Origin of the sequence: Ensifer sp. WSM1721, from assembly GCF_000513895.2 — a bacterium.
Lineage (GTDB): Bacteria > Pseudomonadota > Alphaproteobacteria > Rhizobiales > Rhizobiaceae > Sinorhizobium.
The window spans coordinates 2,527,095-2,552,500 of record NZ_CP165782.1 but is presented as its reverse complement, the minus strand read 5'-3'; the positions used below and the strand labels follow the sequence as shown (position 1 = coordinate 2,552,500).

24 protein-coding genes, 1 tRNA gene and 2 rRNA genes (1 of these 27 only partly in view) are annotated in these 25,406 nt (G+C 61.4%); 10 read left to right on the top strand and 17 right to left on the bottom strand.

The annotated features are described in order from the left end of the window. The 3 genes from M728_RS12540 to M728_RS12530 form a co-directional block, all read left to right on the top strand. A 23S ribosomal RNA gene (locus tag M728_RS12540) occupies positions 1 to 1,429 on the top strand; it begins 1,515 nt to the left of the window's first position. A 224-nt stretch (positions 1,430 to 1,653) separates the two neighbouring features. Next, positions 1,654 to 1,768, top strand: a 5S ribosomal RNA gene (gene rrf / locus M728_RS12535). 98 nt (positions 1,769 to 1,866) lie between these two features. Beyond that, positions 1,867 to 1,943, top strand: a tRNA-Met gene (locus tag M728_RS12530). Between the two features lie 168 nt (positions 1,944 to 2,111). On the opposite strand, the gene M728_RS12525 is transcribed toward M728_RS12530, so the two are convergent. Next, a complete protein-coding gene (locus M728_RS12525; RefSeq protein ID WP_026618670.1) occupies positions 2,112 to 2,957 on the bottom strand; it encodes a BA14K family protein in 846 nt (281 codons plus the stop codon). 517 nt (positions 2,958 to 3,474) lie between these two features. Further along, positions 3,475 to 3,765: a YMGG-like glycine zipper-containing protein gene (locus tag M728_RS12520; RefSeq protein WP_077068265.1), complete on the bottom strand. Its 291-nt coding sequence runs from the start codon at positions 3,763 to 3,765 to the stop codon at positions 3,475 to 3,477. A gap of 570 nt (positions 3,766 to 4,335) precedes the next feature. Here M728_RS12520 and M728_RS12515 point away from each other — a divergent pair. From M728_RS12515 to M728_RS12505, 3 genes are all read left to right on the top strand, one after another. Then, positions 4,336 to 4,590 carry a DUF1127 domain-containing protein gene (locus tag M728_RS12515; protein ID WP_051440804.1) on the top strand — a complete coding sequence of 85 codons (255 nt, stop codon included), beginning with the start codon at positions 4,336 to 4,338 and terminating at the stop codon, positions 4,588 to 4,590. Positions 4,591 to 4,597: 7 nt separating this feature from the next. Further along, positions 4,598 to 5,422 (top strand): helix-turn-helix transcriptional regulator, encoded by an 825-nt coding sequence (locus tag M728_RS12510; protein ID WP_026618672.1) that lies wholly within the window; start codon positions 4,598 to 4,600, stop codon positions 5,420 to 5,422. A 208-nt stretch (positions 5,423 to 5,630) separates the two neighbouring features. Next, complete coding sequence (locus M728_RS12505; protein WP_198023360.1) at positions 5,631 to 5,789, top strand: hypothetical protein; 159 nt, start codon at positions 5,631 to 5,633, stop codon at positions 5,787 to 5,789. A gap of 141 nt (positions 5,790 to 5,930) precedes the next feature. Here the strand turns inward: M728_RS12505 and M728_RS12500 are convergent, their stop codons facing one another. From M728_RS12500 to M728_RS12440, 13 genes are all read right to left on the bottom strand, one after another. Then, the gene (locus M728_RS12500; RefSeq protein WP_026618673.1) at positions 5,931 to 8,492 is read right to left on the bottom strand and encodes an FAD-dependent oxidoreductase; all 2,562 of its coding nucleotides are present in this window, start codon (positions 8,490 to 8,492) and stop codon (positions 5,931 to 5,933) included. A gap of 261 nt (positions 8,493 to 8,753) precedes the next feature. Continuing rightward, positions 8,754 to 9,110 carry a cytochrome C oxidase subunit IV family protein gene (locus M728_RS12495; protein ID WP_026618674.1) on the bottom strand — a complete coding sequence of 119 codons (357 nt, stop codon included), beginning with the start codon at positions 9,108 to 9,110 and terminating at the stop codon, positions 8,754 to 8,756. Between the two features lie 10 nt (positions 9,111 to 9,120). Next, positions 9,121 to 9,843: a heme-copper oxidase subunit III family protein gene (locus M728_RS12490; protein ID WP_026618675.1), complete on the bottom strand. Its 723-nt coding sequence runs from the start codon at positions 9,841 to 9,843 to the stop codon at positions 9,121 to 9,123. A gap of 12 nt (positions 9,844 to 9,855) precedes the next feature. Then, positions 9,856 to 10,554, bottom strand: coding sequence for a cytochrome c oxidase subunit 3 (locus tag M728_RS12485; protein ID WP_026618676.1), 699 nt, complete (start codon positions 10,552 to 10,554; stop codon positions 9,856 to 9,858). Next, positions 10,551 to 12,332: a cytochrome c oxidase subunit I gene (gene ctaD / locus M728_RS12480; protein WP_026618677.1), complete on the bottom strand. Its 1,782-nt coding sequence runs from the start codon at positions 12,330 to 12,332 to the stop codon at positions 10,551 to 10,553. Before ctaD ends, M728_RS12485 begins: the two co-directional genes overlap by 4 nt. 33 nt (positions 12,333 to 12,365) lie before the next feature. Next, positions 12,366 to 13,208 (bottom strand): cytochrome c oxidase subunit II, encoded by an 843-nt coding sequence (locus M728_RS12475; RefSeq protein WP_026618678.1) that lies wholly within the window; start codon positions 13,206 to 13,208, stop codon positions 12,366 to 12,368. Between the two features lie 138 nt (positions 13,209 to 13,346). Further along, complete coding sequence (locus tag M728_RS12470) at positions 13,347 to 13,733, bottom strand: cytochrome c family protein (protein ID WP_026618679.1); 387 nt, start codon at positions 13,731 to 13,733, stop codon at positions 13,347 to 13,349. 194 nt (positions 13,734 to 13,927) lie between these two features. After that, positions 13,928 to 14,995, bottom strand: coding sequence for an ABC transporter ATP-binding protein (locus tag M728_RS12465; protein ID WP_026618680.1), 1,068 nt, complete (start codon positions 14,993 to 14,995; stop codon positions 13,928 to 13,930). A gap of 4 nt (positions 14,996 to 14,999) precedes the next feature. Further along, positions 15,000 to 15,833 (bottom strand): carbohydrate ABC transporter permease, encoded by an 834-nt coding sequence (locus M728_RS12460; RefSeq protein WP_026618681.1) that lies wholly within the window; start codon positions 15,831 to 15,833, stop codon positions 15,000 to 15,002. Positions 15,834 to 15,837: 4 nt separating this feature from the next. Next, the gene (locus M728_RS12455) at positions 15,838 to 16,770 is read right to left on the bottom strand and encodes a carbohydrate ABC transporter permease (RefSeq protein WP_026618682.1); all 933 of its coding nucleotides are present in this window, start codon (positions 16,768 to 16,770) and stop codon (positions 15,838 to 15,840) included. A gap of 91 nt (positions 16,771 to 16,861) precedes the next feature. Beyond that, positions 16,862 to 18,124 carry a sugar ABC transporter substrate-binding protein gene (locus M728_RS12450; protein ID WP_026618683.1) on the bottom strand — a complete coding sequence of 421 codons (1,263 nt, stop codon included), beginning with the start codon at positions 18,122 to 18,124 and terminating at the stop codon, positions 16,862 to 16,864. Positions 18,125 to 18,161: 37 nt separating this feature from the next. Further along, entirely contained in the window at positions 18,162 to 19,334 is a 1,173-nt protein-coding gene (locus tag M728_RS12445) for a PLP-dependent transferase (RefSeq protein WP_026618684.1), read from the bottom strand. After that, positions 19,331 to 20,047 (bottom strand): FadR/GntR family transcriptional regulator, encoded by a 717-nt coding sequence (locus M728_RS12440; RefSeq protein ID WP_026618685.1) that lies wholly within the window; start codon positions 20,045 to 20,047, stop codon positions 19,331 to 19,333. Before M728_RS12440 ends, M728_RS12445 begins: the two co-directional genes overlap by 4 nt. A gap of 158 nt (positions 20,048 to 20,205) precedes the next feature. Between M728_RS12440 and M728_RS12435 the strand changes: the two genes are divergently transcribed. The 3 genes from M728_RS12435 to M728_RS12425 all read left to right on the top strand — a co-directional run bounded on the left by M728_RS12435 (position 20,206) and on the right by M728_RS12425 (position 23,048). Next, complete coding sequence (locus tag M728_RS12435) at positions 20,206 to 21,519, top strand: FAD-binding oxidoreductase (protein ID WP_026618686.1); 1,314 nt, start codon at positions 20,206 to 20,208, stop codon at positions 21,517 to 21,519. A gap of 277 nt (positions 21,520 to 21,796) precedes the next feature. After that, the gene (locus M728_RS12430; protein WP_026618687.1) at positions 21,797 to 22,714 is read left to right on the top strand and encodes a transglutaminase family protein; all 918 of its coding nucleotides are present in this window, start codon (positions 21,797 to 21,799) and stop codon (positions 22,712 to 22,714) included. A gap of 184 nt (positions 22,715 to 22,898) precedes the next feature. Further along, positions 22,899 to 23,048, top strand: a complete 150-nt coding sequence (locus tag M728_RS12425) for a hypothetical protein (protein ID WP_026618688.1) — start codon at positions 22,899 to 22,901, stop codon at positions 23,046 to 23,048. Between the two features lie 2 nt (positions 23,049 to 23,050). Here the strand turns inward: M728_RS12425 and M728_RS12420 are convergent, their stop codons facing one another. Both M728_RS12420 and M728_RS12415 read right to left on the bottom strand, forming a co-directional pair. Beyond that, complete coding sequence (locus M728_RS12420; RefSeq protein WP_026618689.1) at positions 23,051 to 23,446, bottom strand: nuclear transport factor 2 family protein; 396 nt, start codon at positions 23,444 to 23,446, stop codon at positions 23,051 to 23,053. Positions 23,447 to 23,468: 22 nt separating this feature from the next. Continuing rightward, the gene (locus M728_RS12415; protein WP_026618690.1) at positions 23,469 to 24,086 is read right to left on the bottom strand and encodes a TetR/AcrR family transcriptional regulator; all 618 of its coding nucleotides are present in this window, start codon (positions 24,084 to 24,086) and stop codon (positions 23,469 to 23,471) included. A 116-nt stretch (positions 24,087 to 24,202) separates the two neighbouring features. Between M728_RS12415 and M728_RS12410 the strand changes: the two genes are divergently transcribed. Then, the gene (locus M728_RS12410; RefSeq protein ID WP_026618691.1) at positions 24,203 to 25,297 is read left to right on the top strand and encodes a spermidine/putrescine ABC transporter substrate-binding protein; all 1,095 of its coding nucleotides are present in this window, start codon (positions 24,203 to 24,205) and stop codon (positions 25,295 to 25,297) included. The last annotated feature ends 109 nt before the right edge of the window (positions 25,298 to 25,406 follow it).

Below are 25,406 nucleotides of genomic sequence, written 5' to 3'. Positions count from 1 at the left end.
CTGAGCAGGGTTAGCCGGCCCCTAAGACGAGGCGGACACGCGTAGTCGATGGGAACCACGTTAATATTCGTGGGCCTGGTGGTAGTGACGGATCGCTTAACTTGTCCGGACTTATTGGATTGTCCGGGCTTGGACGCGGTTCCAGGAAATAGCTCCACCATATAGACCGTACCCGAAACCGACACAGGTGGTCAGGTAGAGTATACCAAGGCGCTTGAGAGAACTGCGTTGAAGGAACTCGGCAAATTGCACGCGTAACTTCGGAAGAAGCGTGACCCTTTTGTACGCAAGTATGATGGGGTGGCACAGACCAGGGGGTAGCGACTGTTTATCAAAAACACAGGGCTCTGCGAAGTCGCAAGACGACGTATAGGGTCTGACGCCTGCCCGGTGCTGGAAGGTTAAGAGGAGGGGTGCAAGCTCTGAATCGAAGCCCCAGTAAACGGCGGCCGTAACTATAACGGTCCTAAGGTAGCGAAATTCCTTGTCGGGTAAGTTCCGACCTGCACGAATGGCGTAACGACTTCCCCGCTGTCTCCAACGCAGACTCAGTGAAATTGAATTCCCCGTGAAGATGCGGGGTTCCTGCGGTCAGACGGAAAGACCCCGTGCACCTTTACTATAGCTTTACACTGGCATTCGTGTCGGCATGTGTAGGATAGGTGGTAGGCTTTGAAGCAGGGACGCCAGTTCCTGTGGAGCCGTCCTTGAAATACCACCCTTATCGTCATGGATGTCTAACCGCGGTCCGTCATCCGGATCCGGGACAGTGTATGGTGGGTAGTTTGACTGGGGCGGTCGCCTCCGAAAGAGTAACGGAGGCGCGCGATGGTGGGCTCAGAGCGGTCGGAAATCGCTCGTCGAGTGCAATGGCATAAGCCCGCCTGACTGCGAGACTGACAAGTCGAGCAGAGACGAAAGTCGGTCATAGTGATCCGGTGGTCCCGCGTGGAAGGGCCATCGCTCAACGGATAAAAGGTACGCCGGGGATAACAGGCTGATGACCCCCAAGAGTCCATATCGACGGGGTTGTTTGGCACCTCGATGTCGGCTCATCGCATCCTGGGGCTGGAGCAGGTCCCAAGGGTTTGGCTGTTCGCCAATTAAAGCGGTACGTGAGCTGGGTTCAGAACGTCGTGAGACAGTTCGGTCCCTATCTGCCGTGGGTGTAGGAATATTGACAGGATCTGTCCCTAGTACGAGAGGACCGGGATGGACATATCTCTGGTGGACCTGTTGTCCTGCCAAGGGCATAGCAGGGTAGCTATATATGGAAGGGATAACCGCTGAAGGCATCTAAGCGGGAAACCCACCTGAAAACGAGTATTCCCTTGAGAACCGTGGAAGACGACCACGTTGATAGGCCGGGTGTGGAAGTGCGGCAACGCATGAAGCTTACCGGTACTAATCGTTCGATCGGCTTGATCGTTCCCATTGCTCATGCTCATCAAACGAAAGTTCGATGATGCTATCTTCTGTCCTGACGCGCGAAAGCGCTGCGGACGGCGCCCCGGACAACCGGCGGCTCGGCTCTGCCGGCTGCTGCAAATATCCGGATAAGTCGCAAGACGTGTTCAAAAAAACGAAGCAATCGCTTCACCAGCTTCTCGAAATCAGTTTGCGCCTCCGGGCGCAAATCTTGCGCTTTGCCGACCTGGTGGTTCTGGCGGGGTGGCTGCACCCGTTCCCATTCCGAACACGGCCGTGAAACGCCCCAGCGCCGATGGTACTTCGTCTCAAGACGCGGGAGAGTAGGTCGCTGCCAGGTCTGCTAAACGCAAGATAAACACAAACATCTTCTCTCACAAACTCGGCCCAGCCGAAACAAAGGGCCGCAACAAGCGGCCCTTATGCTTAAAACCATAACGCGGGGTGGAGCAGCCCGGTAGCTCGTCAGGCTCATAACCTGAAGGCCGCAGGTTCAAATCCTGCCCCCGCAACCAAACACGCAAGGCCCGCATTCGCGGGCCTTTGCTTTTCATCCCCCGCAATACCCATGCCTCCGGATGCCGTCGCACTTTTGCGGCGGTCCATAACGCGCATCAGCGGCCAACGGTCGATACGAGCATTCTGTGCGGGTATTTCTTCTCAGCCCGTGCCACCCTACCTCGTCACCGGCATTGTCTGCGCGGCCCGCCGCTAAAGGGCTGGTAACTATTGTCCTCCGGGCGGTACGATCGGTATCTGCTGAAACAATAGCTGATATGTTCCTCCGCCAGATTCGCGCCCGCCCGCGTGTCGCCCCAGAGATATTCCGTGCGGGTTGGAGGGTCGCCTGCACCCCCCGCATAGCTGTCGCTTGGTTGCGGCGAAACATGCTCGGACTGGACCTGGTCCGCATCGATGTAGGGTGAGATGCAGGTCCGCCGGCCGCCAGTGAAGGGCGTGTAGCTGTTGTCGCCTGGACGGTAAGACCGATACCGTTTCGCACACCATTCCACATGGGCAGTCCGCTCGGTCGATAAGGTCGGTTCCTCATCATTGGGCGCCCGTTGCGTCGTAACCGTCGTGTCCAAAGGTTCCGAAAAGCGCTCCCCCTTGGCGTCTTTGCCCAATGCAGTTACTTCGCGTTCTCCGGAAGCGTCGGGATCAGCAGGTGGCCTGGTCGGTAACGTCGGTTGCTCCTCGCTGGGCGTCGTTTGAATCGACGCGGTGGCCATCGTGTCCAGGGGCTCCGAAGGGTGCTCCTCCTCGACTTCGCTTCCCGTTGCGGTTACCCCAGGTCCTCTCGAATCATTGAGATCAGTTGCCGCTGAGCGGGCGGGGAGCCGCTCAAATCGCTGGGTCGCCGTGTTCACTGCTCGCGGATTCCTGGTCCATATTTCCGACTGATTCATGTCCAGCCGCGCCTCGCGCGTTGGCTTGCCGGTGAAGAACAAAATTCCGACAGCCGTACCGCTTAGGAATAACGCGAGGGCAAGTATGAATCCGCCAAATACCGCCAACGCCGTTTTCACCTTGCCCTCCTTCGCTCGTCGTTACGAAGAATGCGAGGGCTCCGTATCAAGTTCCGGCCCCGGGGCATGAAAAATGCTAGGAGAACTTTCGGAAGAAGGCGCGATCGGAGAACCACGCGGCTCCTCAAAAGGCCGCCGCAAGACGTGGTCAAGCCTTCTTCACCTTCTCCGCCGCCGTATTCGCCTTTCGCGGGAGTTTCCCGCTTTTTGAGTATTGCCGCGGGGTTCTGTCACGGTTCGATTTTTTGTACGCTGTTTTGTTCTTGCTGACCGACCCTGCCTGTTTCCAAAGAAACGTGGAGAGGTGAAGGTCCGCAACGGCAGCAGGAGAATGCGCGCGCCGATATCGGCGCGCGGCGGCAAGCAAGCGGCCTCTTTGGGTTCAGGGTCACCCGGCGCCGTCGCGTCTTGGAAACCTCCTCGACGTGTTGCCGGTTGTGGTCGGCGCAATTCACGCGCGCGATGAGGCGGGCGCACGCAAGCAGGTCAAGACGACAAGGCCGAGCGGAGCAGTGAATCAGCACCGTGCGATGATGATCGTGCCGTCCGGTTGCCTGTATCTGCAGTTGCCACGGCTGTGAGCCGGGGTCGTTGCAGTTCCAACCGCTGCACCGACGAGAGCTCCGCCAGCCGCACCTACGACGGTGCTCGTCGTGTCTCGACCGATTAGCTGGCCTGCAACCGCGCCCGTTCCGGCCCCTATCAAAGCACCGCCCAAGCCACGTTGGTTCTGTTCCGTGGCGCAGCCAGTCGAAATGGCGGCTATAGTCGCAAATGTGACGGAGAGCATTGTCCTTCGGGTGGTCATGGCATGCTCCTGGTTTTTATGAGAACGGCCCCGATACCTCCGACGTCCGGGATTTGCAAAGCTGTATGCCATATATCTGCGGCCGGACCGGCTGACGTCGCCGTTTCTGTCGCTCCCTTCCTACGGAGAGGCGAGCTTCCGAGCCTCATCGCAGCATTGCAAGATTGAAGTGGCATGATCTGCGGCCGAGGCTCAAGCGGCAGCAGGTCCACTCGCCACCTGAGGCGCACTTGCGCCTCACAATGGAACGATGACAACGGACATCATATACATCCTGCGGTTGCTGCGATCAACCATCGAAAGTGCTCAGCAAGACCAGGCGTGATGCAGATCGGTGTGACGGCAGCCCGAGAGGCGCGAGGTCTTGGCCGGTTAGGTCGGCACAATACGCTCCGCCAAGCGACCGTTGAAAGTAGCTTATCGCCGCTGACGCCGGCGATCGCCCGTAGGCGCGATGACTTCTCACCGGCCGTATCCGTTGCGGCGATGATCCCTAAATAATCTGACAGCGCCACTCATGGCTTTGCGTCAATTTCTTCTCATGCAAATGGCAAGAGAGGAGATGATACGATGACGGACAATAGGCCGATCTCAGGCAGCCAAGCCTTTGTCGCGACGGAGTTGATTGGACCGCAGCGCAGGATCACCGCGTTCACGCCGCTCGAAGGGCGTGGCCTGCCCATGCGATTGCTCGCGCGCCTTGCTCGATGGATGGACACGCGGCGCGGTCGCTTGGACCTGCTCGAACTCTCGGACTATCAGCTCAAGGACATTGGCCTGTCCCGTGGGGAAGCATATAACGACTTCTACAAACGCGACTTGTAGGATCGCAATGTCCCAGTTTTCGTGTCAGACAATTCTTTCAACCTCGACCGTCAGACTTCGGGACGTCATCTGCAACGGGGCATGTCGCCACCGGAGCGCTGAAGAATGCGCGCATTCGACGAGCCTGGTTTATCCTTATCGCGGCGTTTTCATGCGCCATGTGGGTAGGAGCGACGCGGTGGCCGAGCCTAATCAGGTGATTTTCTTCAATGGCGGCGAAGGATATCGCATCAGCCACCCGGTCGCGGGCGGAGATGCGTGTCTCGACGTAAAGGTCAGCGAAGAGGTGCTGTCCGAGCTCGCGCCGAAGGAGCAGTTGCGTTCAAGTGTGTCCTTCAAACGCCAGCGCCGGCGCATCGACGCGCGCGCCCAGGCGCTCGTTGCTCTTTTGCGTTACAGCCTCGGTCGGGGTATTGCCGAGCCCCTCGAAGCCGAAACGCTCACGCTCACGCTCATCCGGCGCTCCCTCGGGGAGCGGACGTCGTATGGTGCGGCCGGTACTTACGGCCGAGAAAAGTTGGTGGACCGGGCCAAACTCGTGCTCTCGAGCGATCTTGCCCGCCGCTGGACGCTGGGTGAGGTCGCAAGGGCGGTTGGCGTCTCGCCGGTCTATCTCACCCAGGTTTTCCAACAAGTCGAGGCAATGCCTCTTTACCGCTACCAGTTGCGCCTGCGGCTGGCGCGGGCGCTCGATCTGCTTGGCTCCCACCATGATCTTACCGCGCTCGGGCTGGAGCTCGGCTTTTCCAGCCATAGTCATTTCAGCTCCTCCTTCAAGCAAGCCTATGGACGGACGCCGGCCGAGTTTCAGCGCAGCCTTCGCCTTCGTTAGATCACGATGACTTTAGGTCGGACCGACCCAAAATCATTTACGTAATTGATTCTAATAAGTTGGCGCGCGATGCGGGCGGAAAACCGCGCACACTTTTCCTCATCCCGCGCTAACGCCTTTCATATTGCTAAAAAATCTGACAGCGCCGCGGGCAGCGCCATGGTTTTCTGCGGTGGTCGAACCAAAATCACGGACGAGGAATGAAGCGATGACCCAGAGAACCTGTGCAGCTTGCGACTGCGAGCTCGATCAGCAGAGTATCAAGGTGAAACTTGGCGGCACAACGGTAGAAGTCTGTTGCGAGGAGTGCGCCGCGGCACTTGGTGAAGCCGAAGCCGCAAAGGCTTCAGCCGAGGCCGAGAAGTAAGAATGTCGGATCGAATCGATCGCTATCGCATCTGACGGCGACGGACTTCTCTCTGTCGTTTGCCGAACGACGGGCGAAAATGAAGTGAGCCCACTCGGTCTGAGCGGGCTCACCTGCAGTCAATAGCTCAAAGCCTTGTCATCACGTGCGGGGCTTGAGGTTCTCCGGATCGTAGAGCGGCTTGTAGCCGACGCCGGCGACTTCGACCGGGTAGGTCTCGGCGAAATACTCGACATGGAGCTTGCGGCCGACCTGGCAATAGGACCAGGGCAGGTAGGCAAGCGCGATATTCTTGCCGATCGTCGGACCGTAGGCGATCGAAGTGGTATAGGAGCGGCGACCGAGCTCGTCGACCAGCACCTTGCCGGTCTCCGGGTCCATGACCGGCAGGTTGCCGACCGGGTAGCGCTTCACGCCTTTCCTGTCGGTGTCCTCCGTCATGACGAGCGTGCAGAGCATGGCGGGCTGGTGCTCGCGCGCCTTGTACTCCACATGCTTCGCCTTGCCGCGGAAGTCCGCTTCCTTGACCTTCGGACGGGCGAGGTCGGCCTCGATGAGGTTGTAATGGGTGAGAAGATCCGCGTTCTGCAGGCGCAGGCTCTTTTCCATGCGGCGCGAGTTCGCATAGGTCTCAACCCCGAAGGCCATGACGCCCGTGGCGCGCAGCGCATCCCATACGGCCAAGCCGTCCTCGTACTTCATGTGCAGTTCCCAGCCCTGCTCGCCAACATAGGAGATGCGGAAGGCGGAGACCGGCTTGCCGGCGATCTCGATCTGCTTGATCGAGGCGAAGGGGAAGTTCTCAGGATCGACGCCGGCCGGATCGGCAACCACCTTCTTCAGCGTTTCCCGGGCATTGGGGCCCCAGATGCCGATGGTGATGAACTTCTCCGAAACGTCCGTGATGGTGACGTCGAGGCCTCGGTCTTCGGCGACACGGCGCATGTAGTGGAAGTCGCGCGGACCGGCATCGGCGCCGTTCACGAGACGGCAGCGGTCGGCCATGCGGAAGACGGTGAAGTCGGCCCGCACCATGCCCTCGTCATCGAGGAAGTGGGTGTAGATGCCCTTGCCGATATTGCCGTCTCCGCCGATCTTGGCGGCGCAAAGCCACTCGAGAAGCGCGACGTGGTCCGGACCTTCGATGTCGACCATGTGGAAGTGCGAGAGGTTGACGATGCCGCAATCCTCGCTCATCGCCAGATGTTCGGCGTTGGAAACGCGCCAGAAATGGCGGTTGTCCCACTCGTTCTCGCGCACCGGAACGCGGTTGCCGTATTTTTCCAGGAGGTGCTCGTTCGCGGCATAGCCGTGCGCGCGCTCCCAGCCGCCGAGTTCCATGAAGTAGCCGCCGAGCTCCTTCTCGCGCTCGTAGAAGGGCGAGCGTTTGACGTTGCGGCCGCCCGCATAGGGCTCGCGCGGATGCACGGCCGGGAAGTAGATCTTCTGCGCCGCCTCGAAGCAGCGCTCCTCGATAAACTTCTCTTCAAGCTGGTGCGGGTAGAAGCGGGCGTAGTCGATCGAGGCATGGTCGGTATGGGTGCGCCCATCCGTCATCCAGTCGGCGATCAGCTTGCCGTAGCCCGGGCCGTCCTTCACCCAGATGGCGACGCAGTACCAGAGGCCGCGCACCTTCTGGCTCTCGCCGCAGGAGGGTCCGCCGGCGGCCGATACCTGCAGTAGCCCATTGAAGGAGTGGCCCTCGTTATAGCCAAGCTCGCCGAGGATCGGCGTCAGTTCCATGGCGCGCTCGAGCGGCTCGATGATCTGCTCCATCTCGAGGTCGCGCTGCGAGGGCGACAGGCGTGCCTCGTTCTTTTCGAGAATGTCGCGCGGATGGCAGAGGCGCGGATTGGTGGTCTCGTAATAGCCCCACTCGATCTGGCCGCCTTCGGTGGTCTTCGGATCGCCGGTGTCGCGCATATAGGCCGAGTTGCCCTGGTCGCGCAGCAGCGGCCAGCCGATTTCCTTGCCGGTGCCTTCGAATTCGTTGTACGGGCCGAAGAAGGTGAGCGGATGGTCGACCGGCATGACCGGCAGGTCTTCGCCGACCATTTCGGCGATCAGGCGGCCCCAGATGCCGGCGCAGACGACCACATGGTCGGCCATGATCGTGCCGCGATGGGTGACGACACCCTTGATGCGGCCGTTTTCGACGAGGAGCGAAGTTGCCGGCGTATTGCCGAAGATCTGCAGCTTGCCGGATTTTTCCGCCGCATCGACCAGCTTGCCGGCGACCGTCTGCGAGCGCGGGACGACGAGGCCGGCATCCGGATCGAACATGCCGCCCATGACCTGATCTTCCTCGATCAGCGGGAACAACTTCTTGATCTCGGCCGGCGAGACATAGTGCGCGCGGGTGCCGAAGGCCTTGGCGGAGGAAAGCTTACGCTTGATCTCCTCCATCCAGGCGTCGTCGCCGGTGCGTACGACTTCCAGGCCGCCGATGCGGGCGTAATGGCCCATCTTGTCGAAGAACTCGATCGAATATTGCGTCGTCCAGACCGAAAGATAGTCGTGGCTCGTCGTGTAGCAGAAGTCCGAGGCATGCGCCGTGGAGCCGATGTCGGTCGGGATGCCGGATTTGTCGATACCGACGATATTGTCCCAGCCACGCTCGATCAGGTGGTGGGCGACCGATGCGCCGACGATGCCACCCAGTCCTACGATTACGACCTTCGCCCTTTGCGGAAACTCTGCCATTGATTGCGACCCTGGTTAGTTTTGAAGCCGGATATTAGAGCCTGCGGCGCCGCGACTTGAGCCTGTCTACGACATAATCATCGTGCTGCACGACCAGAATGATGCGGTCCACGGATGGGGACGGCCGCGATCACGTGAACGTTCATCTAGCTGATATCACGAGAAAATCCATCCCGCGCGACGGCGAAGAACAGGCTTTTCGTCGACGAGGCAGGCAGCCGTAGACCGTGTCGCCGGAACGCGACCTTCGGCGGCGGCTTTTTACTCGCCGCCTGCGAAGAAAAGTTGGCGCGTGAAGAGGATATAGTTCGACTCCGACACCATTAGCGCTACGAAGACCAGGACCAGAAGCGGGGGCAGGATGATGGCATAGATCAACGCCAGGCGCTCCCAGGCCATGTGCATGAACACGGCGACGATGAGGCCGGCCTTCAGCATCATGAAGATCAGGATCAGGGACCAGCGGAGATAGCCCTGCAGTCCGAAGTAATCGACGAGGTAGGAAAAGGCGCTCAGGACGAAGAGCAGACCCCAGACCAGCAGGTAGAGCTTGATCGGGTGCTGTTGCTGTTCCGCATGTGCCGCATGGTGTGCGACCTGTGCCTCTGCATGAGCCATGGTGTCCTCCTCACCAGAGATAGAAGAATGCGAAGATGAAAACCCAGACCAGGTCGACGAAGTGCCAATAAAGGCCGGTAATCTCGACGATCTCGTAGTGGCCCTTGCGGCTGGTGAAGAAGCCGCGCCGCTCCGTGTCGAAATCGCCGCGCCAGACCTTGCGCGCGACGATCAGCAGGAAAATCACGCCGATGGTGACATGGGTGCCGTGAAAACCGGTGATCATGAAGAAGGAGGAGCCGAATTGGGCCGCTCCCCAGGGATTGCCCCACGGCCGCACGCCTTCGGCGATCAGCTTCGACCACTCGAATGCCTGCATGCCGACGAAGGTGGCGCCGAAAAGCGCAGTCAGCAGCATGAGGGCCGCGGTTTTGCGTCGGTCGCGGCGATAACCGCAATTGACGGCCATGGCCATGGTGCCGCTCGAGGAGATCAGCACGAACGTCATGATAGCGATCAGGATCAGCGGCATATGGGTGCCACCGATCTCGAGGGCGAAGACTTCGCTCGGGTTCGGCCAGGGGACGGTGGTGGACATGCGCGCCGCCATGTAGGCGAGCAGGAAACAGCCGAAGACGAAGGTATCGCTCAGGAGAAAGATCCACATCATGGCCTTCCCCCAGGAGACGTTCTTGAACGTCCGCTGGTCCGAGGCCCAGTCCGACGCCAGCCCGGCCAAACCGGCGGGCCGGGGAAGCGTTTCTGCGGCGGGGGTCTTGATCGGGGCAGACATTGGCAACGGTTCCTATGTCAGGAGTTGGCGGCAGAAATCGACGACGTCGCTGGCCCAGCCGGAGAAGAGGGCGAAGAGCACCAGCCAGACGATCAGCATGAAATGCCAGTAGACGGCACAAAGCTCGATCGACAGACGCAGTCTGCGGTCGAAGGGCGTGTTCCAGGCGCGCGCGGTCACTCGACCGAGCGCAAGGAGTCCGCCGAGGATATGCAGGCCGTGCATGCCGGTGAGCATATAGAAAAAGCTGTTGGCGGGATTGTCGGCCAGGAGATATCCGGCGTCCGAAAGCATACGCCAGGCGAAAAGTTGACCGGCGAGAAATGCAAGGCCCGCCGCCAAGGCTGCGAGGAGACCCGTTCGCGCCGCTTCGTCATGCCGCCGCTCCGCCTCCACTTTCGTCCAGTGCAGGGCGATACTGCCGGCTGTGAGGATGCCCGTATTGATCCAGAGAAAGCCGGGCAAGGGAAGTGCTTCCCAATCCGAGGAGGTCATGCGCATGAAATAGGCGCTGATGGCAAGCGAGAACAGTGCGCCAACGACCGCGAGAAAGACGCCGAGGCCGACCTTCGCCGGGGGCATCGGCGCGCCGCTGCGACGATCATGCGCGTGGCCGACTTCCAGCCACGGCCGCGAGGTCACGCGCTGGCCGGCGAGCCACCAGACGATGACGGCGGCGACCACCGCCAGGAAGATTACCGTCACGCTCATGAGGCCGCCTCATGGCCGAGGCGACCGGGGCCTGGCTGGTTCTGCGGGATGAAATCCTCGGGTGCGCCCGGGACGCTGTAGTCGTAGGCCCAGCGATAGACGACCGGCAGCTCCTTGCCCCAGTTGCCATGCGGCGGCGGCGTCTCGGGCGTCTGCCATTCGAGCGTCGTCGCCCGCCAGGGATTGCCGCCGGCTTCGCGGCCGTGGCGCAGGCTCCAGACGAGATTGAAGAGGAAGACGATCTGCGCGGCCCCGACGATCAGCGCCATCACGGTGATGAAGGCGTTGAGCGTATGGACCGATTCCTGGACGAAGGCCATCTCGCCGAGTTCGTAGTAGCGGCGCGGCACGCCGACGAGGCCGACATAGTGCATCGGGAAGAAGATCGCATAGGCGCCGATGAAGGTGACCCAGAAATGAATCTGGCCGAGCACTTCGTTGAGCATGCGGCCGGTGATCTTCGGATACCAGTGATAGATGGCGCCGAAGATGACCATAATCGGTGCGACGCCCATGACCATGTGGAAATGCGCGACGACGAACATCGTATCGGAGAGCGGCACATCGACGACGACATTGCCGAGGAAGAGTCCCGTCAGGCCGCCGTTGACGAAAGTGACGATGAAGGCGAGCGCGAAAAGCATCGGCAAGGTCAGGTGGATGTTGCCGCGCCAGAGCGTCAGCACCCAGTTATAGACTTTGATCGCCGTCGGTACCGCAATGATCAGCGTCGTGGTCGCGAAGAAGAAACCGAAATACGGGTTCATCCCGCTCACATACATGTGGTGGGCCCAGACGATGAAGGAGAGACCGCCAATGATGACGATCGCCCAGACCATCATGCGATAGCCGAAGATGTTCTTGCGCGCATGCGTGCTGATGAGGTCGGAGACGATGCCGAAGGCGGGCAGCGCGACGATGTAGACTTCCGGATGGCCGAAAAACCAGAAGAGGTGCTGGAACAGGATTGGGCTGCCGCCGCCATGTTGAAGCTGCTCGCCCATCTCGACGATCGCAGGCATGAAGAAGCTCGTGCCGAGCAGCCGGTCGAAGAGCATCATGACGCAGGCGACGAAAAGCGCCGGGAAGGCAAGCAGTGCCATCACCGTCGCCGTGAAGATGCCCCAGACGGTCAGGGGCAGGCGCATCAGCGTCATGCCGCGGGCGCGGCCCTGAAGCACGGTGACGACGTAATTCAGGCCGCCCATGGTGAAGCCGATGATGAAGATGATCAGCGAGGAGAGCATCAGGATGATGCCCCAATCCTTGCCGCCCGGCGTGCCGGAGAGGACCGCCTGCGGCGGATAGAGCGTCCAGCCGGCGCCGGTGGGCCCGCCGGGTGCGAAGAAGCTTGCGACGAGCACGAGGACCGCCAGCAGGTAGATCCAATAGCTCAGCATATTGGCATAGGGGAACACCATGTCGCGGGCGCCGACCATCAAGGGGATGAGGTAATTGCCGAAACCGCCGAGGAAGAGCGCCGTGAGCAGGTAGATCACCATGATCATGCCATGCATGGTGATGAACTGGTAGTAGGCCTCGGCATCAATCAGTTGGAATGTGCCGGGAAAGCCGAGTTGAAGGCGCATCAGCCAAGACAGAACCAGCGCCACCATGCCGATGGCGATCGCGGTTGTCGCATATTGGATGGCGATAATTTTCGCGTCCTGGCTGAAGACGTAGCGCGTCCACCAGCTATGCGGATGATAAAGCTCAACATCCTCGACTTCGGGAGGCGGGAGCGCCTCGCCAATACCGGACCGGACGTCGACCATCATATGCCCTCCCAGGTTGCTACTCCACGGCGCCTCCTACTGCGCCGCTGAGGCGGTAATCGCAGTTGCCGCCGGGCTTGTTTCGGACGATGCGGATAGTTGCGAAAAGGTCTGCTGCTCGGCGAGCCAGGTCTGATAGTCCTCCTCGGTGTCCACCACGACGGTGCCGCGCATCTGCGGATGGCCGACGCCGCAGAGCTCCGCGCAAAGGATTTCAAAGGTCCCCGTCCGCGTCGGAGTGAGCCAGAAATAGGTCACCATGCCGGGGATCATATCCATCTTGGCGCGAAACTCCGGCACGTAGAAGTCGTGCAGTACATCGACGGACCGGAGCACGACCTTGACCGGTTTGCCGACGGGAAGGTGAAGCTCGCCGCCCTCGATAATGAGGTCGTCGAGGCTGGCGGTGTCGTTCCGGTTGAGGCCGAGCGAATTTTCAGGCGCGATATTGCGCGTCTCCGTCGTTCCGAGCTTTCCGTCTGCGCCGGGGAGGCGGAAGCTCCACAGCCATTGCTGGCCGATGACTTCCACTTCCGCCGCATCCTGCGGCACGGTGATGAACTGGTTCCAAACGAACAGGCCGGGCGCCAGCATTGCGGCGACGCCAAGCGTCGTGCTCGTCGCCAGCCAACCTTCGAGCTTTTTGTTCTCGGGCTCGTAGGCCGCGGTGTTGCCGGGTCGGTGGCGGAAGCGCAGCACGCAATAGGCCATGAACAGGACGACGGCGGTGAAGGCGATGCCAGTGATCCAGAATGTTATGATGATGGTATTGTCTATGTAATTCCAGTTGGAGGCGATTGGTGTCCACCACCAAGGACTCAACAAATGGAACAACACCGATCCGGCGGCCAACAGAACCAGAATTACAACCACGGCCATTTCCTGTCCCCTCCTCGCCATGATCGGCCGTGAGACGAATGCGCAATCCGCAGCGTTCCGATCACAATTATTGCACGAACGGAAAATACTGGCAAATCATCGGGAAGGCGTGGAATTCTCCCGTCCCGAGGGTTGCTCCTATTTCGGGTGTTGTTTGAGATAGGCAATCACGTTGGCGATCTCCTCGTCCTTCTTGAGGCCGGGAAAGACCATCTTAGTGCCCTTGACCTTGGCCTTGGGATTACGGAGATAGTCGCTCAACGTCGCGTCGTCCCAGACGAGGCCGCCCTTACCCGCCTCGACCATGGCTTGTGAGTACTTGAAATCCGGGTGAGTTCCGGCGGTTCTGCCGATGACGCCCTGGAGCGACGGTCCGACCTTGTTCTGGTCCTTGTCGACAACGTGACAGGTCGCGCATTTCTTGAAGACGGTGGCGCCGGCTTCGGCATCGCCCTCCTGGGCAAGGCCCGCGGCCGGACAGAGAACGAGTGCCGAAAAAGACAGGGCAACAACAAAGTTTCGCATCATACTTCCTCAATTTCGCTCGGCGCGGGGCAAGGAAGAATATCGTCAAATCATGGCTTTGGCGGTGCTTGCTTCTCTCAGGGAATGACGCGCCGGGACGGTTGATACTTGCGACACAAGACAAGCTAGTCCTCGCAGGAAAGAAGTCAATCGCTCCTTCGAGGTAGGCGCCGGCAGCGACCCTCCAGTCGGCGTCAGATGCGTCTGCCTTCGCCATCGAAGAAATGCAGTTGGTGCGCAGGGAAACGAACGGGGATCGTGCCGGAGGCCGTGAGGAACGAGCGGTCGTTGGTGAAGGCCTTGAAGCCGGCCCGCCCGAGTGACAGGTGCAGGATGATGCCGAAGCCGGTCGGCTCGACTAGGTCGACGGTGGCAAGAAGCGTTTGCGGCCCGTGGCCGGCAAGCACAACGTGTTCCGGACGGATGCCGAGCGTGGCGCCGGCGCCTTCGGAAAGGGGCGCGGGCGCGTCGAGTGGAATATGTGCCGCGCCCTCGATCTCGAAAAGAGGCGTGGCGCCGCCGTGATACGTCCCCTCGAAAAAGTTCATCCCGGGCGAGCCGATGAAGCCGGCGACGAAGAGATTGGCGGGACGATCATAGAGATCGAGCGGGCTTCCCACCTGCTGCACCACACCGGCGTTCATGGCGACGATACGATCGGCAAGCGTCATGGCCTCGATCTGGTCGTGCGTGACATAAATCGATGTCGCGCCCAAGTCCTTGTGCAGTTTCTTGATCTCGGCGCGCATCTGTTCGCGCAAGCGCGCATCGAGATTCGACAGCGGCTCGTCGAAGAGGAACGCCTTCGGCTGACGCACGATGGCGCGGCCCATAGCGACGCGCTGGCGTTGGCCGCCGGAAAGTGCGCGCGGACGGCGCTCCATGAGCGGCTCGAGGCCGAGCTTGGCGGCAGCGCCTGCGACCACGGCCGCAATCCTGTCTTTCGGCGTTTTCCTCAGTCGAAGGCTGTAGCTCATATTCTTTGCGACGGACATGTGCGGATATAGCGCATAGGACTGGAACACCATGGCGATGTCACGGTCCTTCGGTGCAAGCTCGTTGACTCGCTTGCCGGCAATGCGGATTTCCCCGGCGGTGACGCTCTCGAGGCCAGCGATCATGCGCAGGAGGGTCGACTTGCCACAGCCGGAGGGGCCGACGAGCACGACGAATTCGCCATCGCGGATCTTGAGGTCGACGTCGTGCAACACCGGGTGGACGCCGTAGGATTTCTGGATATTGGCGATGTCGATGGAAGCCATGGGATCAGCCTTTGACCGCGCCGGCCGTGAGGCCTTGGACGAGATAGCGTTGAATGAGCAAGAAGAAGAGACAGGCAGGGATCAGCGCGAGCACGCCGGCGGCCATCATCTGACCGAAATCGACCGAGAATTTCGAAACGAAGGACAGAAGCCCGACCGGGAAGGTCGCCTGCTCGTTGCCGGAGATGAGCATCAGCGAGAAGAGCAGTTCGCTCCAGGCTGCGGTGAAGACGAAACCGAGGGTCGCGGCGATCCCGGGCAACGTCAGCGGGAGGATGATCTGGCGGAAGGCGACGAATTGCGTGGCCCCATCGATCATCGCCGCCTCTTCGAGATCCCTCGGAATGCCGTCGAAGAAGGACTGCATCAGGAACGTTGCAAAGGGCACGTTGAAGGCGGTGTAGACGATGACGAGGCCCGTCAAGCTGTTGGTGAGCCCCAGTGGCGAAAGGATTTTGAAGATCGGGGCGACCAGCATCACCAGGGGGAACATCTGGGTCAGCAGCATCAACGTCACTAGCCAGTACTTGCCACGGAAGCGGAAACGCGAGAGCGCATAGCCGGAGAGCGAAGCAAGGATTGTCACCACGACGGCCGTCGAGCCCGAGACGATCAGGCTGTTGCGGAAGAAGACCGGGAAGGCGCTGTGCCTCAGCACGAAATCGAAATGTTCGAGGCTCGCCCTCGACGGCCAGAGGCGAATTCCTTCGGAGTAGAGCAGGTCGTTCGGCGTCACCGCCACCTTTAGCAGCCAGAAGAGCGGAAAGAGCGCGAAGGTAATATAGGCGAGGATCGCCAGGCGATGCGCCACGGTGAGGAGGGCTGGCTTGACGCGCATCGGTTCAATCCTTGCTCAGGAGCCACTGTCTCAAGATGACGATCAGCAGCGAATAGGCGAGGAGCAGTGCGAGCAGCACCAGCGCGACCGCCGAGGCATAGCCGAAGTCGAGCCGCTTGAAGGCCTGGGTGAAGATGTAGCTCGCGACGATCTGGGTCCTGTCGGCCGGCCCGCCATTGGTCATGACGATGATGAGATCGGCGAAGTTCGAGATCCATACGGTACGGAGCAGAATGGTGATCGCGATCGTCGGCGCCAGGAAGGGAAGCGTGATCGAGAGGAAGCGCTGGAACGCTCCCGCTCCGTCGATGCTCGCGGCTTCATAGAGGTCGCGCGGGATCGCCTGCAGCGCGGCAAGGAGCGTGATCGCGAAGAAGGGAATGCCCCACCAGATATTGGCGACGATCGGCCCCCACATGGCAAGCTGCGGATCGGAGAGGATGTTGGCCGGCTGGCTCATGATCCCGAGCGCGTAGAACCAATGCGGCAACGGCCCGACGACGGGATTGAAAAGCCAGGCCCAATTGAGGCCGGCAAGGAAGCTCGGAACGGCCCAGGGCAGAAAGACGAGGGCCTGGGCGATCGCGCGGCCATGAAACGGCTTGTCGAGCAGCAGTGCCAGGATAAGGCCGAAGGCGAACTGCAGAAGAACCGATGCACCGGTCCACCAGAGGGTGTTTCTGAGCGAGCGGAAGAAGGCGTCGTCCTCGGAAAGAGCCCGGAAATGATCCAGGCCGATGAAGGCGCCGGAAAAGGGATTGAGGAGCTGGACGTCGCGGAACGCATAGGAGACGCCGAGCACCAGCGGCACCAGCATCACCGTGACGATCAGGATCAGCGCCGGCGCGGTATAGAGATAGGGAGCCGAGGCATCCGCGATGCGCTTCATCAGCGGCGGACGGATCGCCGGCAGACCCGGGCGTACGGCATAGTCCATCGATCGGAGTTCCTCTTTGTCGCGCTTGGCGTGCCTTGTCTTTTCGCCCCGTCGAGCAGGGGCGGCGCGAACGGCGCCGCCCCCTATGGCGTTATTTCTTGCTCGCCAGGTATTTCTGCTGAGCCTTGGTCAGGTAGTCGGCCCATTGATTGGCGAGCTCTTCCGGCGTGATGTCGCCGAGAAGCGCCTCCTGGCTGGTCTTGATCGCGAGCGAGTCCTTGAAGAAGGCGAACTCTTCGAGATAGGTCGGCATGACCGTCGGAATGGCGTCCTTGTCGGCGAGTTCATCGAACCAGCCCTTGAACTGCGGGCTCGAATAGAAGGGGTCGTTCTCGGCCGACTTGTGGACCGGCAGCGCGCCGGTTCGCTTGTTCCACTCGATATTGCCCTCCGGCCCTTCGAGCGTTTCGATCAGCTTCCAGGAGAGATCCTTGTTCTGGCTGGCCGACAGCATCGACCAGCCGGCATAGCCGATCGTCGGGAAGGTCTTGCCGCTCGGGCCCTTGGGCATGGTGGTGACACCGAAATCTTCGGGCTTCATACGTTCGGCGATCGCGATCAGCGCATCCGGGTCCTGGTCGAGGAAAGCACAGGTGCCACTATAGAAGCCGGCGACGATCTCGTTGAAGCCCCAGTTGACGCTGTCCTTGGGCGCCAGTCCCTTCTTGTAGAGGTCGATGACCCAGGTAAGGCCCTTGACCCAGCCCTCACTGTTCATCGTCGAGGTGCCGTCCTCGTTAAAGAACTTGTTGTCGCCGGCCATGGTCGCTGCGAACATCACCCAGCCGTTGAGCCCGCCCGGGCCGCCGCGCAGGCAGTAGCCGGCCTTACCCGGGAGCTTGGACACCGCTTCGGAAGCCTTGACGAAATCGTCCATCGTCTTCGGCGGTTCGGCGACACCGGCCTCCGAAAGCAGCTTCTTGTTGTAGAACATCGCCCGAAGATAGAAGCCGTAGGGCAGCATATAGGCGGTGTCGTTGACGTCGCGGCCGAGCTCGAGCGCGCGTTCGGTGAGGCCCGAGGTGTGCTCCCACTTGGCGAGGTAGGGCTCAAGGCTTTCGAGCATGCCGTTATTGGCATAGAGCGACAGCCAGGTGTCCGGCATCTCCATGACGTCCGGGATTTCGCCGGCGGAGACCATGGTCGCGAATTTTTGGAAGGCTTCGCCCCAGGGGAGCGAAATGATCTCGACGGTGGTGCCCGGGTTCGCCGCCTCGAATTTGGCGACGATCGATTTCAGCGTTTCGGTCCGCTCGGGGCTGGTGATGACCTCGACGAGCTTGAGCTTCGTGTCGGCAAGGGCGCTGCCGGCCATCAGCGTGGCGAGCAGGGTAGCTGTGATCAGTTTCCTCATTTTTTGTTCCCTTTTGTTCTCGCTGGTTGCTTGTTCGTCAGCCTTGCGAAGCGGCGGCGATCGCCGCTTCGAGATCGCTCCAGAGGGCCTCCGTTCCCTCCAGGCCGACATGGAGCCGTACCGACCGCGGAGAAATGCCGAAGGCGACCGCGGAATTGGGTTGAGCTTTCTGCGCGAGGACGACTTCGCCAGGTACGACGAGGCTTTCATGACCGCCCCAGGAGACGCCAAGCTTGAAGAATTCGAGGTGATCGGCGAAGCGACGGATGTCGACGCCCTCGCGGAAGACGAAGGAGAAGAGGCCGGACGTGCCGGAGAGCCCCGGCGGCAGCTTGTTTCCGAGGCCGGGATGGCAGACGGCTTCGACGAGCGGATGCTCGGCCAAGCGCCGGGCGATGGCGAGCGCCGAGCGCTCATGCGCCTTCATCCGGATCGGCAGGGTGCGAAGCCCGCGGATCAGGAGCCAGGCGTCGAAAGGCGAAAGCTTGCCTCCGAGATAAGGATAGGCTTCCGAGCGAATACGGCCGATCAGTTCCTTCGAGCCGGCGACGACGCCGGCGACGACATCGCTGTGGCCGCTCAGATATTTCGAGGCGGAGTGGATGACGAGATCGACACCGAGCGAAATCGGCTGCTGGAACACCGGGCTCGCCCAGCTGTTGTCGATGACGGTGACGATCCCTTGCGCCTTGGCGGCCGCCGTCAGCGCCGCCACGTCGTGGGTGTCCATCACCCAACTCGTCGGGCTTTCCATGTAGAAGAGCCTGGCACCGGGAAGCGCCTTGGCGACCGCCTCCTCGTCGCGCCCGTCGACATAGGTGACTTCGATACGCATGCGCTTCAGATGCGTGCCGAACAGGCGGAAGGCATCGGGATAGAGATGCTTCACCGCGACGATCCGGTCGCCCGGCTCGACAAAGGAAAGCACAGTGGAGGAGATCGCCGACATGCCGCTCGCAAAGCCGATCGCGTCCTCCGCGCCTTCGAGCGTGGCCAGCATCTCCTCGAAAGCCCGGACCGTAGGATTGAGGCCGCGCGTATAGATCGGCCGCACGCGCTCGCCCCGATAGGAGGCGATCATCTCGTCATAGTCCTTGAACGTGAAAAGCGACGTCTGGACGATCGGCGGCACGACGGCATCGAAGGCGTGGCCGTCGTCGTGGGCGACGATCAGGGAGGCTCTGTCGAACGGATCGAAGCCGTCGTTCATCTGGACATTTCCTTGATGTCTTCCTCGACGATTGCGAGGATTTTCAGTGTTTCCTGGCGTGCGGCGTCGGCATCCTGCGCAGCGATCGCGTTGAAGAGCGTGCGGTGAAACGGAAAGGATCGTCGAGCGAAATCCGGCCGGTCGAACGGTTTCTCCCAGAAGCGCTCGAAGGCCTCGCGCATCTGCTCGAGCAGTTGCCGGAAAAGCGGATTGTGGGTCGCGTCGTAGATCGCCAAGTGGAAGGCGAGGTCCTCCGGGCCGGAGGTGCCCTTGGCGAGATGGACGCGTTCCATCTCGTCGAGCTTCGCCTCGATATTGACGAGGTCGGTATCCGTACGCCGGCGCGCCGCCACCATGCCGGCCTCGGCCTCGATGCCGCGTCGCACCTCCAGCGTCTGCAGGAGGGCGTCGCGCAGATGCTCAGTGTCGAGCGCCAGCGGCATGTGGATGGTCGCACCGGAAATAGCACGCAGGAGATAGGTGCCGCTGCCTTTGCGCGCCTCGACGACGCCGAGCGCCTGGAAATGGCTGAGGACTTCCCGAACCGTCGAGCGGCCGACGGCAAGTGCCGCCATCAACTCGCGTTCGGCAGGCAGCCGGTCGCCCGGCTTCAGGCCGGCTCCCTGGATGTAGTCGGCAAGCGCGGATATCACCTGCTGCGCCCGATCAACGGGCGGCAAGGGCAGCAGCGTCGCTCTATCCTGCTGGGGCATCCGGTTCTCCGGGACCAGAATTGGTCTGACATCTGAGCAATATGGCAGCCGGAGCGCCGCATGGTCAAGGGGCAAGATTTGCGATATGCCTCCTGCTGCCGAAGGCTCGACGGCCTGCAAAGTCCGGCCGAATGGCTCAGCGCCTTTCTGGAAACTGTATGATGGCAAGCGCGAAGAAACCCTATGCCGGCGACGGCCGCTATCCGACGAGCTACTACGCCGCCTCCCGCAACATCATCCGCACGCCCGCCAAGCTTGAGGGCCGGACCGAGGCAGACATCTGCATTGTCGGCGCCGGCTATTCCGGCCTGTCGACGGCCATCCATCTCGCCGAAAAGGGCTACAAGGTCACCGTAGTCGAAGGCGCTCAGGTCGGCTGGGGCGCTTCGGGGCGCAATGGCGGCCAGATCGTCAACGGCCTCAATGCCAGTCTGTCGACGATTGAGCGCCGCTACGGCGAGGATGCCGCGCGCTTCATCGGCGGTCTCGTGCAGGAGGGCGGGCGGATCATCCGCCGGCTCGTCAGCCAATATCAGATCGAGTGCGACCTGAAGCCGGGCAACATCTACACCGCCTATACCGGCGCGCATATGAAGCAGCTCGAGGCAAAGCAGGCGCTCTGGCGCAAATACGGGATGGACGATCACCAGCTTCTCGATCGCGAGGCCTTGCGCAAGCTCGTCAATTCCGAGGCCTATTGCGGCGGCATGCTCGACACCACTGGCGGCCACATGCATCCGCTCAATCTGGTGCTCGGCGAGGCCCGCGCCTTCGAGAGCCTCGGCGGCACCATCTATGAACTGTCGCCGGTGACGCGCGTCGATCACGAGGCGGCGCGGCCGACCGTCTACACCGATCGGGGCGAGGTCGCCGCCCGCATTGTCGTGCTCTGCGGCAACGCCTATCTCGGCGATGCAGTGCCGACGCTCGTGTCGCGCGTCATGCCCGTTTCGACGCAGATCATCACCACAGCGCCACTCGGCGAGGAACTCGCCCATTCGCTGATCCCGAGCGACATGTGCGTCGAGGACGTGCGCTATATCCTCGACTATTTCCGGCTTTCCGCCGACAAACGCATGATCTTCGGCGGCGGCACGGTCTATGGCGGTACCGATCCGGCGGACGTCGCGGCCAAGCTCAGGCCCACTATGGAAAAGGTGTTCCCGCGCCTCAGGGGCGTGAAGATCGACTATGCCTGGAGCGGCAACTTCGCACTCTCCTTCACGCGCGTGCCGCAGATGGGCCGGATCGGCGCCAACACCTATTTCGCGCACGGCTACAGCGGCCACGGCGTCACGGGTTCGCATCTCTTCGGCCGCATTCTTGCCGAAGCGATCGACGGCGACGCGACCCGCTTCGACGTCTTTGCGAAGCTGCCCTGGTATCCATTCCCCGGCGGGAGGATGTTTCGGGCACAATATTCGACGGTCGGCTCCTGGTGGTACATGTTCAAGGATGCGGTCGGCTGGTAACCGCCGCGAAGGCTCCCTGACCGTTTCGAGCAGCGCTAGCGGCAGCCGGTTGCGGCGGGCGCGCGTTTCTCTTCGAGATCGATTCCGCTGCAGTGGATGTTGCGCTAGAGTTTCCCGTTCGCAGGCGTCTGCGGCTCCCGGGCCGGTCTTCGACGAGATCGCGGGTAAAACGCGAAGGGGGAAGCATCCGGATCGGGTCACCTGGCCCCGAACGCCATCCGATGCTCACGGCGTGGAGAGTGCCGGATCGTCGCGGGCCATCAGGGGAGGTTGGAATATGTTCATTCGCTTCGGTTACGAGATCGGCATCGAGTGTGCGCAGCCGACCCCGATGATGACCTATCTTTCAGTTGTGCCCGAACGACGCGACGATGTCGTGCGCGAGCGTGGGCCAGTGGCGTCGCCCGTCGTCCCGATGGAGGAAGTGACCGATCCGCACGGCAATGTCTGTCTGCGCATGATCCTGCCCGAAGGGGAAACGCGCCTCGATTACGACGCCGTGATCAGGGACGAGGGAAAGCTCGACGCCTTCGACCCGTTGGCCGAAGCGGTGCCGGTGGCGAAGCTTCCGCCGGCCGTGCTACCCTATCTCTGCGCCAGCCGCTATTGCGAGACTGACCGGCTCGGCGCACTGGCGTGGAAGCTCTTCGGCGATGTACCGGCGGGATGGCAGCGCGTGCAGGCAATCTGCGATTACGTGCACGACCGGCTGGTCTTCAGCTACGGCTACGCGCAGGCGATGCGCACGGCACTCGAAGCGCATGAGGACCGGCTAGGCGTCAACCGCGACTACGCGCATCTCGCCGTCACGCTTTGCCGCTGCATGAACATGCCCGCCCGTTACGTCGCCGGCTACATGGCCGATCTCAGCGCGCCGGAGACTCCGGCGCCGATGGATTTCAACGCCTGGTTCGAGGTCTTCCTGGGTGGCCGCTGGTACACGTTCGATGCCAAGAACAATGCCCGGCGAGCAGGCCGCATTCCCGTCGCGCGCGGCCGCGATGCCGCCGACATTCCGCTGATCCAGACCTTCGGCAAGCATCAGTTGACCGCCTTCACGATCTGGACCTTGGTCGAGCCCGACAGCGGGCTCAGCCGCTCGCACCGCTCGGCCGACGTGTCGTTGCTGACGCCCTGGTTCAGCGAAACTTGGTCGCGCCACCTGCAGGAGCGCGAGCGCAACAACAGCCGCTAACGCCGGCGTAAACGGATTTTTCATCCCTCGCGCGATCTACAGAAAATAATATCTACAAACTCAATCGAGAATATAGGAGAACATGGGATACAGGCCAACGCCATAGACTGAAAAGTCGGAGCGGGATGTGTGCGGAAAACCGAACGCACTTTCTCTCGCCCGGGTCAAACAGCGGAGAGACGAGATGAACGCGACAAAGGCGATGACCCAAGCCCGCTACACCGTCTACCAGGCTCAACCATCACGGCGATCGCCGGCGAATCTCATCCCCCACTCGATTGCGGTGGCCGCCGCCTTCTGTTTCATCTGCGCGCTCGTCATTGGCGCGATCTGAGGTCAGCGCAGCGGCGATAGGTGCTCATGCACCGCCCGCCATTCTCCGGCTGGCGTCCTCTCGAACACGATCGTTTCCCGCTCTTTCGTCGTTGTCGGCTCGCCGGCGAATTCAAGCTCCGTTTCAACGCGGTGCGTGAAGATCGCGACGTCGCCGAGCATCTGGACATGCCGGTCGCTGGACCGGCAGGCGAGGACGCGGAAGCCGTCACGCTCCTCCCATAAGGCCCATTCCGCCTCGTATTCGGCGCGGCTCAGCAACGGCCGATCGAGATTGTGGAACACGAAGGTGGCCGCCGGAGCAAAGGCAGCGAAATAGGCAGGGCTGTCATGGCGCGCGAAAGCGGCCACGAGCCGGTCGGCGGCGGCAAGCACCGCTTGGGTCTGATCATGCGTCATTGTCATCCCGTTGAAGGCTGGATCAGCGGCTGGCGATCAATGTGGCAAGCGGCCGGTTCTGTCGCGCGACACGCGCCTTGAGCTCATCGAGCGACATCGCCTCGTCCTTGGCGAACTCGGTGAACTCCATGTTGAGATTGTTGAAGAACATCTCGCCGACGGCCTGCGTGTCGAGGTCCGGCGCGACGAGGCCTTTCAACTGCAGCTTGCGGATGAGGGTTGTGACCTGATCGCAAAGCCGCCGGTCGAGTTCGGTGTAGCGCTTGCTGAAAGGGCTCGCCGGCTGCTGGATCGAAATCGCCATCGCCGTGCGCCACATTTCCTTGCTGAGATAGACGAGCGAATGGCCGTAATACTGGCCGATCAACGCCTCGAGCGCCCGTTCGACGGAAGCCGGCGGGTCGTCCACGATTGCCTTGCCGGCCGCCAGGACTTCCTCGACCTCCATCGAGACGGTCGCGACCAGGATGTCGCCCTTGTTCTCATAATAGTTGTAGAAAGTGCCGACCGAGACCTCCGCACGCTCCGCAATGTCCTCAATGCGGGCGCTGTCGTAGCCGACGTCGCGGAAGAGGTCGGTCGCCGCTTCCAAAATACGCCGATTCCGGTCTGCCTTTTGTCGTGCTCGCAAGCCCGCCATGCAATATTCCTGCAATTGTGAATGTCCTCAAAATTGAGATTGACTTAAAAAATGAGTTCATTCAAGCTTTTTTGAAGGCGCCGAAACGAGCGTCACAAACAGAGGGCAACAGAATGATGAAGTCAGTCCACGGTGGCGCGGCCGCGCGTCGTCTTCTCGCCTCGGCGGCGGCGCTTGCCGTCACGGTCGCATCGATTAGCTCCGCTCCGGTGCCGGCCTTTGCGCAGGAGGAGCTCAATGCGCTGGTGTGGTGCGACCACACCGATCCCGCGCTGCTCGAGCCTTTCGAGAAAGCCAACGACGTCAAGGTGAATTTCAAGGTCTATGAGGGTACCGGCGCGGCGCTGTCGATCCTCGATCAATCGCGGCCCGGTGACTGGGACGTGCTGGTGATCGACGGAGTCGATGTCCATCGCACGATCGAGCTCGACCTCCTGGCGGAAATGCCGGCCGACAAACTGCCGATTGCGGACATCTTCCCGGAAGTGCGGATGGAGGCCAACAACATGAAGGACGGCAAGACCTACGCCGTCACCGAGAAGTTCGGCTACAACACCATCTCCTACGACAAGACGAAGGTCGATCCGAAGGACATGCAGGACCTGTCGGTCATGTGGTCCGAGAAATACAAGGGCAGGGTTGCCATCTATGACTATTATCTGCCGGTGATCGGTCTTGTCGGCCTTGGGCTCGGCAAGAAGACGGCCGAGCTCTCCGATGCGGACATGCCGGCGATCAAGGAAAAGCTCGCGGCGATGCGGGCCGTGTCCAAGCAGGTGAGCGATGTGGTTTCCTCGCAGACGGCGCTTGCGACCGGGGAGGTCGACATTCTCGTCGGCGGCGGCGAGTGGCTCACCGCCGGCCTCTCCGGCGACAAGCCGAACCTCGATTGGACGATCCCTGACCAGGGGGCCGTCCGCTGGGCGCAGTCGATCGGCGTGATGAAGAATTCCACCAGGCAGGAGCTTGCACTGAAATTCGTGCAGTACATCCTCAGTCCGGAAGGGCAGGCACGGCTAGCGACGTCCTCCTGCTATTGGGCGATGCCGGCCAACAGCAAGGCCGGGGCGCATCTGACTGAGGCACAGAAGGCGGCACTGCGGTTCGACGATCAGGCGGAGTACCTCAAGAAGACACAGCTCTATCCGATCCCGAGCGCGGAACTCGATCAGCAGTTCCAGGATGCCTGGACCGAAATGCTGCAGCAATAGGATGCGCCGGTGGTCCTTTCCTCCGGGAAACGACCCTCGCGGTGTCCGCACCCGCACGAGGCCCCGAGCGCCTGATGGTCAGGATGGGCGTCGAGTTTGCAGATTTGTC

Coding starts and splice junctions, on each gene's coding strand:
- M728_RS12520 (WP_077068265.1), bottom strand. CDS start 3,765: ATGACCACCCGAAGGACAATGCTCTCCGTCACATTTGCGACTATAGCC.
- M728_RS12515 (WP_051440804.1), top strand. CDS start 4,336: ATGACGGACAATAGGCCGATCTCAGGCAGCCAAGCCTTTGTCGCGACG.
- M728_RS12510 (WP_026618672.1), top strand. CDS start 4,598: ATGTCCCAGTTTTCGTGTCAGACAATTCTTTCAACCTCGACCGTCAGA.
- M728_RS12505 (WP_198023360.1), top strand. CDS start 5,631: ATGACCCAGAGAACCTGTGCAGCTTGCGACTGCGAGCTCGATCAGCAG.
- M728_RS12500 (WP_026618673.1), bottom strand. CDS start 8,492: ATGGCAGAGTTTCCGCAAAGGGCGAAGGTCGTAATCGTAGGACTGGGT.
- M728_RS12495 (WP_026618674.1), bottom strand. CDS start 9,110: ATGGCTCATGCAGAGGCACAGGTCGCACACCATGCGGCACATGCGGAA.
- M728_RS12490 (WP_026618675.1), bottom strand. CDS start 9,843: ATGTCTGCCCCGATCAAGACCCCCGCCGCAGAAACGCTTCCCCGGCCC.
- M728_RS12485 (WP_026618676.1), bottom strand. CDS start 10,554: ATGAGCGTGACGGTAATCTTCCTGGCGGTGGTCGCCGCCGTCATCGTC.
- ctaD (WP_026618677.1), bottom strand. CDS start 12,332: ATGATGGTCGACGTCCGGTCCGGTATTGGCGAGGCGCTCCCGCCTCCC.
- M728_RS12475 (WP_026618678.1), bottom strand. CDS start 13,208: ATGGCCGTGGTTGTAATTCTGGTTCTGTTGGCCGCCGGATCGGTGTTG.
- M728_RS12470 (WP_026618679.1), bottom strand. CDS start 13,733: ATGCGAAACTTTGTTGTTGCCCTGTCTTTTTCGGCACTCGTTCTCTGT.
- M728_RS12465 (WP_026618680.1), bottom strand. CDS start 14,995: ATGGCTTCCATCGACATCGCCAATATCCAGAAATCCTACGGCGTCCAC.
- M728_RS12460 (WP_026618681.1), bottom strand. CDS start 15,833: ATGCGCGTCAAGCCAGCCCTCCTCACCGTGGCGCATCGCCTGGCGATC.
- M728_RS12455 (WP_026618682.1), bottom strand. CDS start 16,770: ATGGACTATGCCGTACGCCCGGGTCTGCCGGCGATCCGTCCGCCGCTG.
- M728_RS12450 (WP_026618683.1), bottom strand. CDS start 18,124: ATGAGGAAACTGATCACAGCTACCCTGCTCGCCACGCTGATGGCCGGC.
- M728_RS12445 (WP_026618684.1), bottom strand. CDS start 19,334: ATGAACGACGGCTTCGATCCGTTCGACAGAGCCTCCCTGATCGTCGCC.
- M728_RS12440 (WP_026618685.1), bottom strand. CDS start 20,047: ATGCCCCAGCAGGATAGAGCGACGCTGCTGCCCTTGCCGCCCGTTGAT.
- M728_RS12435 (WP_026618686.1), top strand. CDS start 20,206: ATGATGGCAAGCGCGAAGAAACCCTATGCCGGCGACGGCCGCTATCCG.
- M728_RS12430 (WP_026618687.1), top strand. CDS start 21,797: ATGTTCATTCGCTTCGGTTACGAGATCGGCATCGAGTGTGCGCAGCCG.
- M728_RS12425 (WP_026618688.1), top strand. CDS start 22,899: ATGAACGCGACAAAGGCGATGACCCAAGCCCGCTACACCGTCTACCAG.
- M728_RS12420 (WP_026618689.1), bottom strand. CDS start 23,446: ATGACGCATGATCAGACCCAAGCGGTGCTTGCCGCCGCCGACCGGCTC.
- M728_RS12415 (WP_026618690.1), bottom strand. CDS start 24,086: ATGGCGGGCTTGCGAGCACGACAAAAGGCAGACCGGAATCGGCGTATT.
- M728_RS12410 (WP_026618691.1), top strand. CDS start 24,203: ATGAAGTCAGTCCACGGTGGCGCGGCCGCGCGTCGTCTTCTCGCCTCG.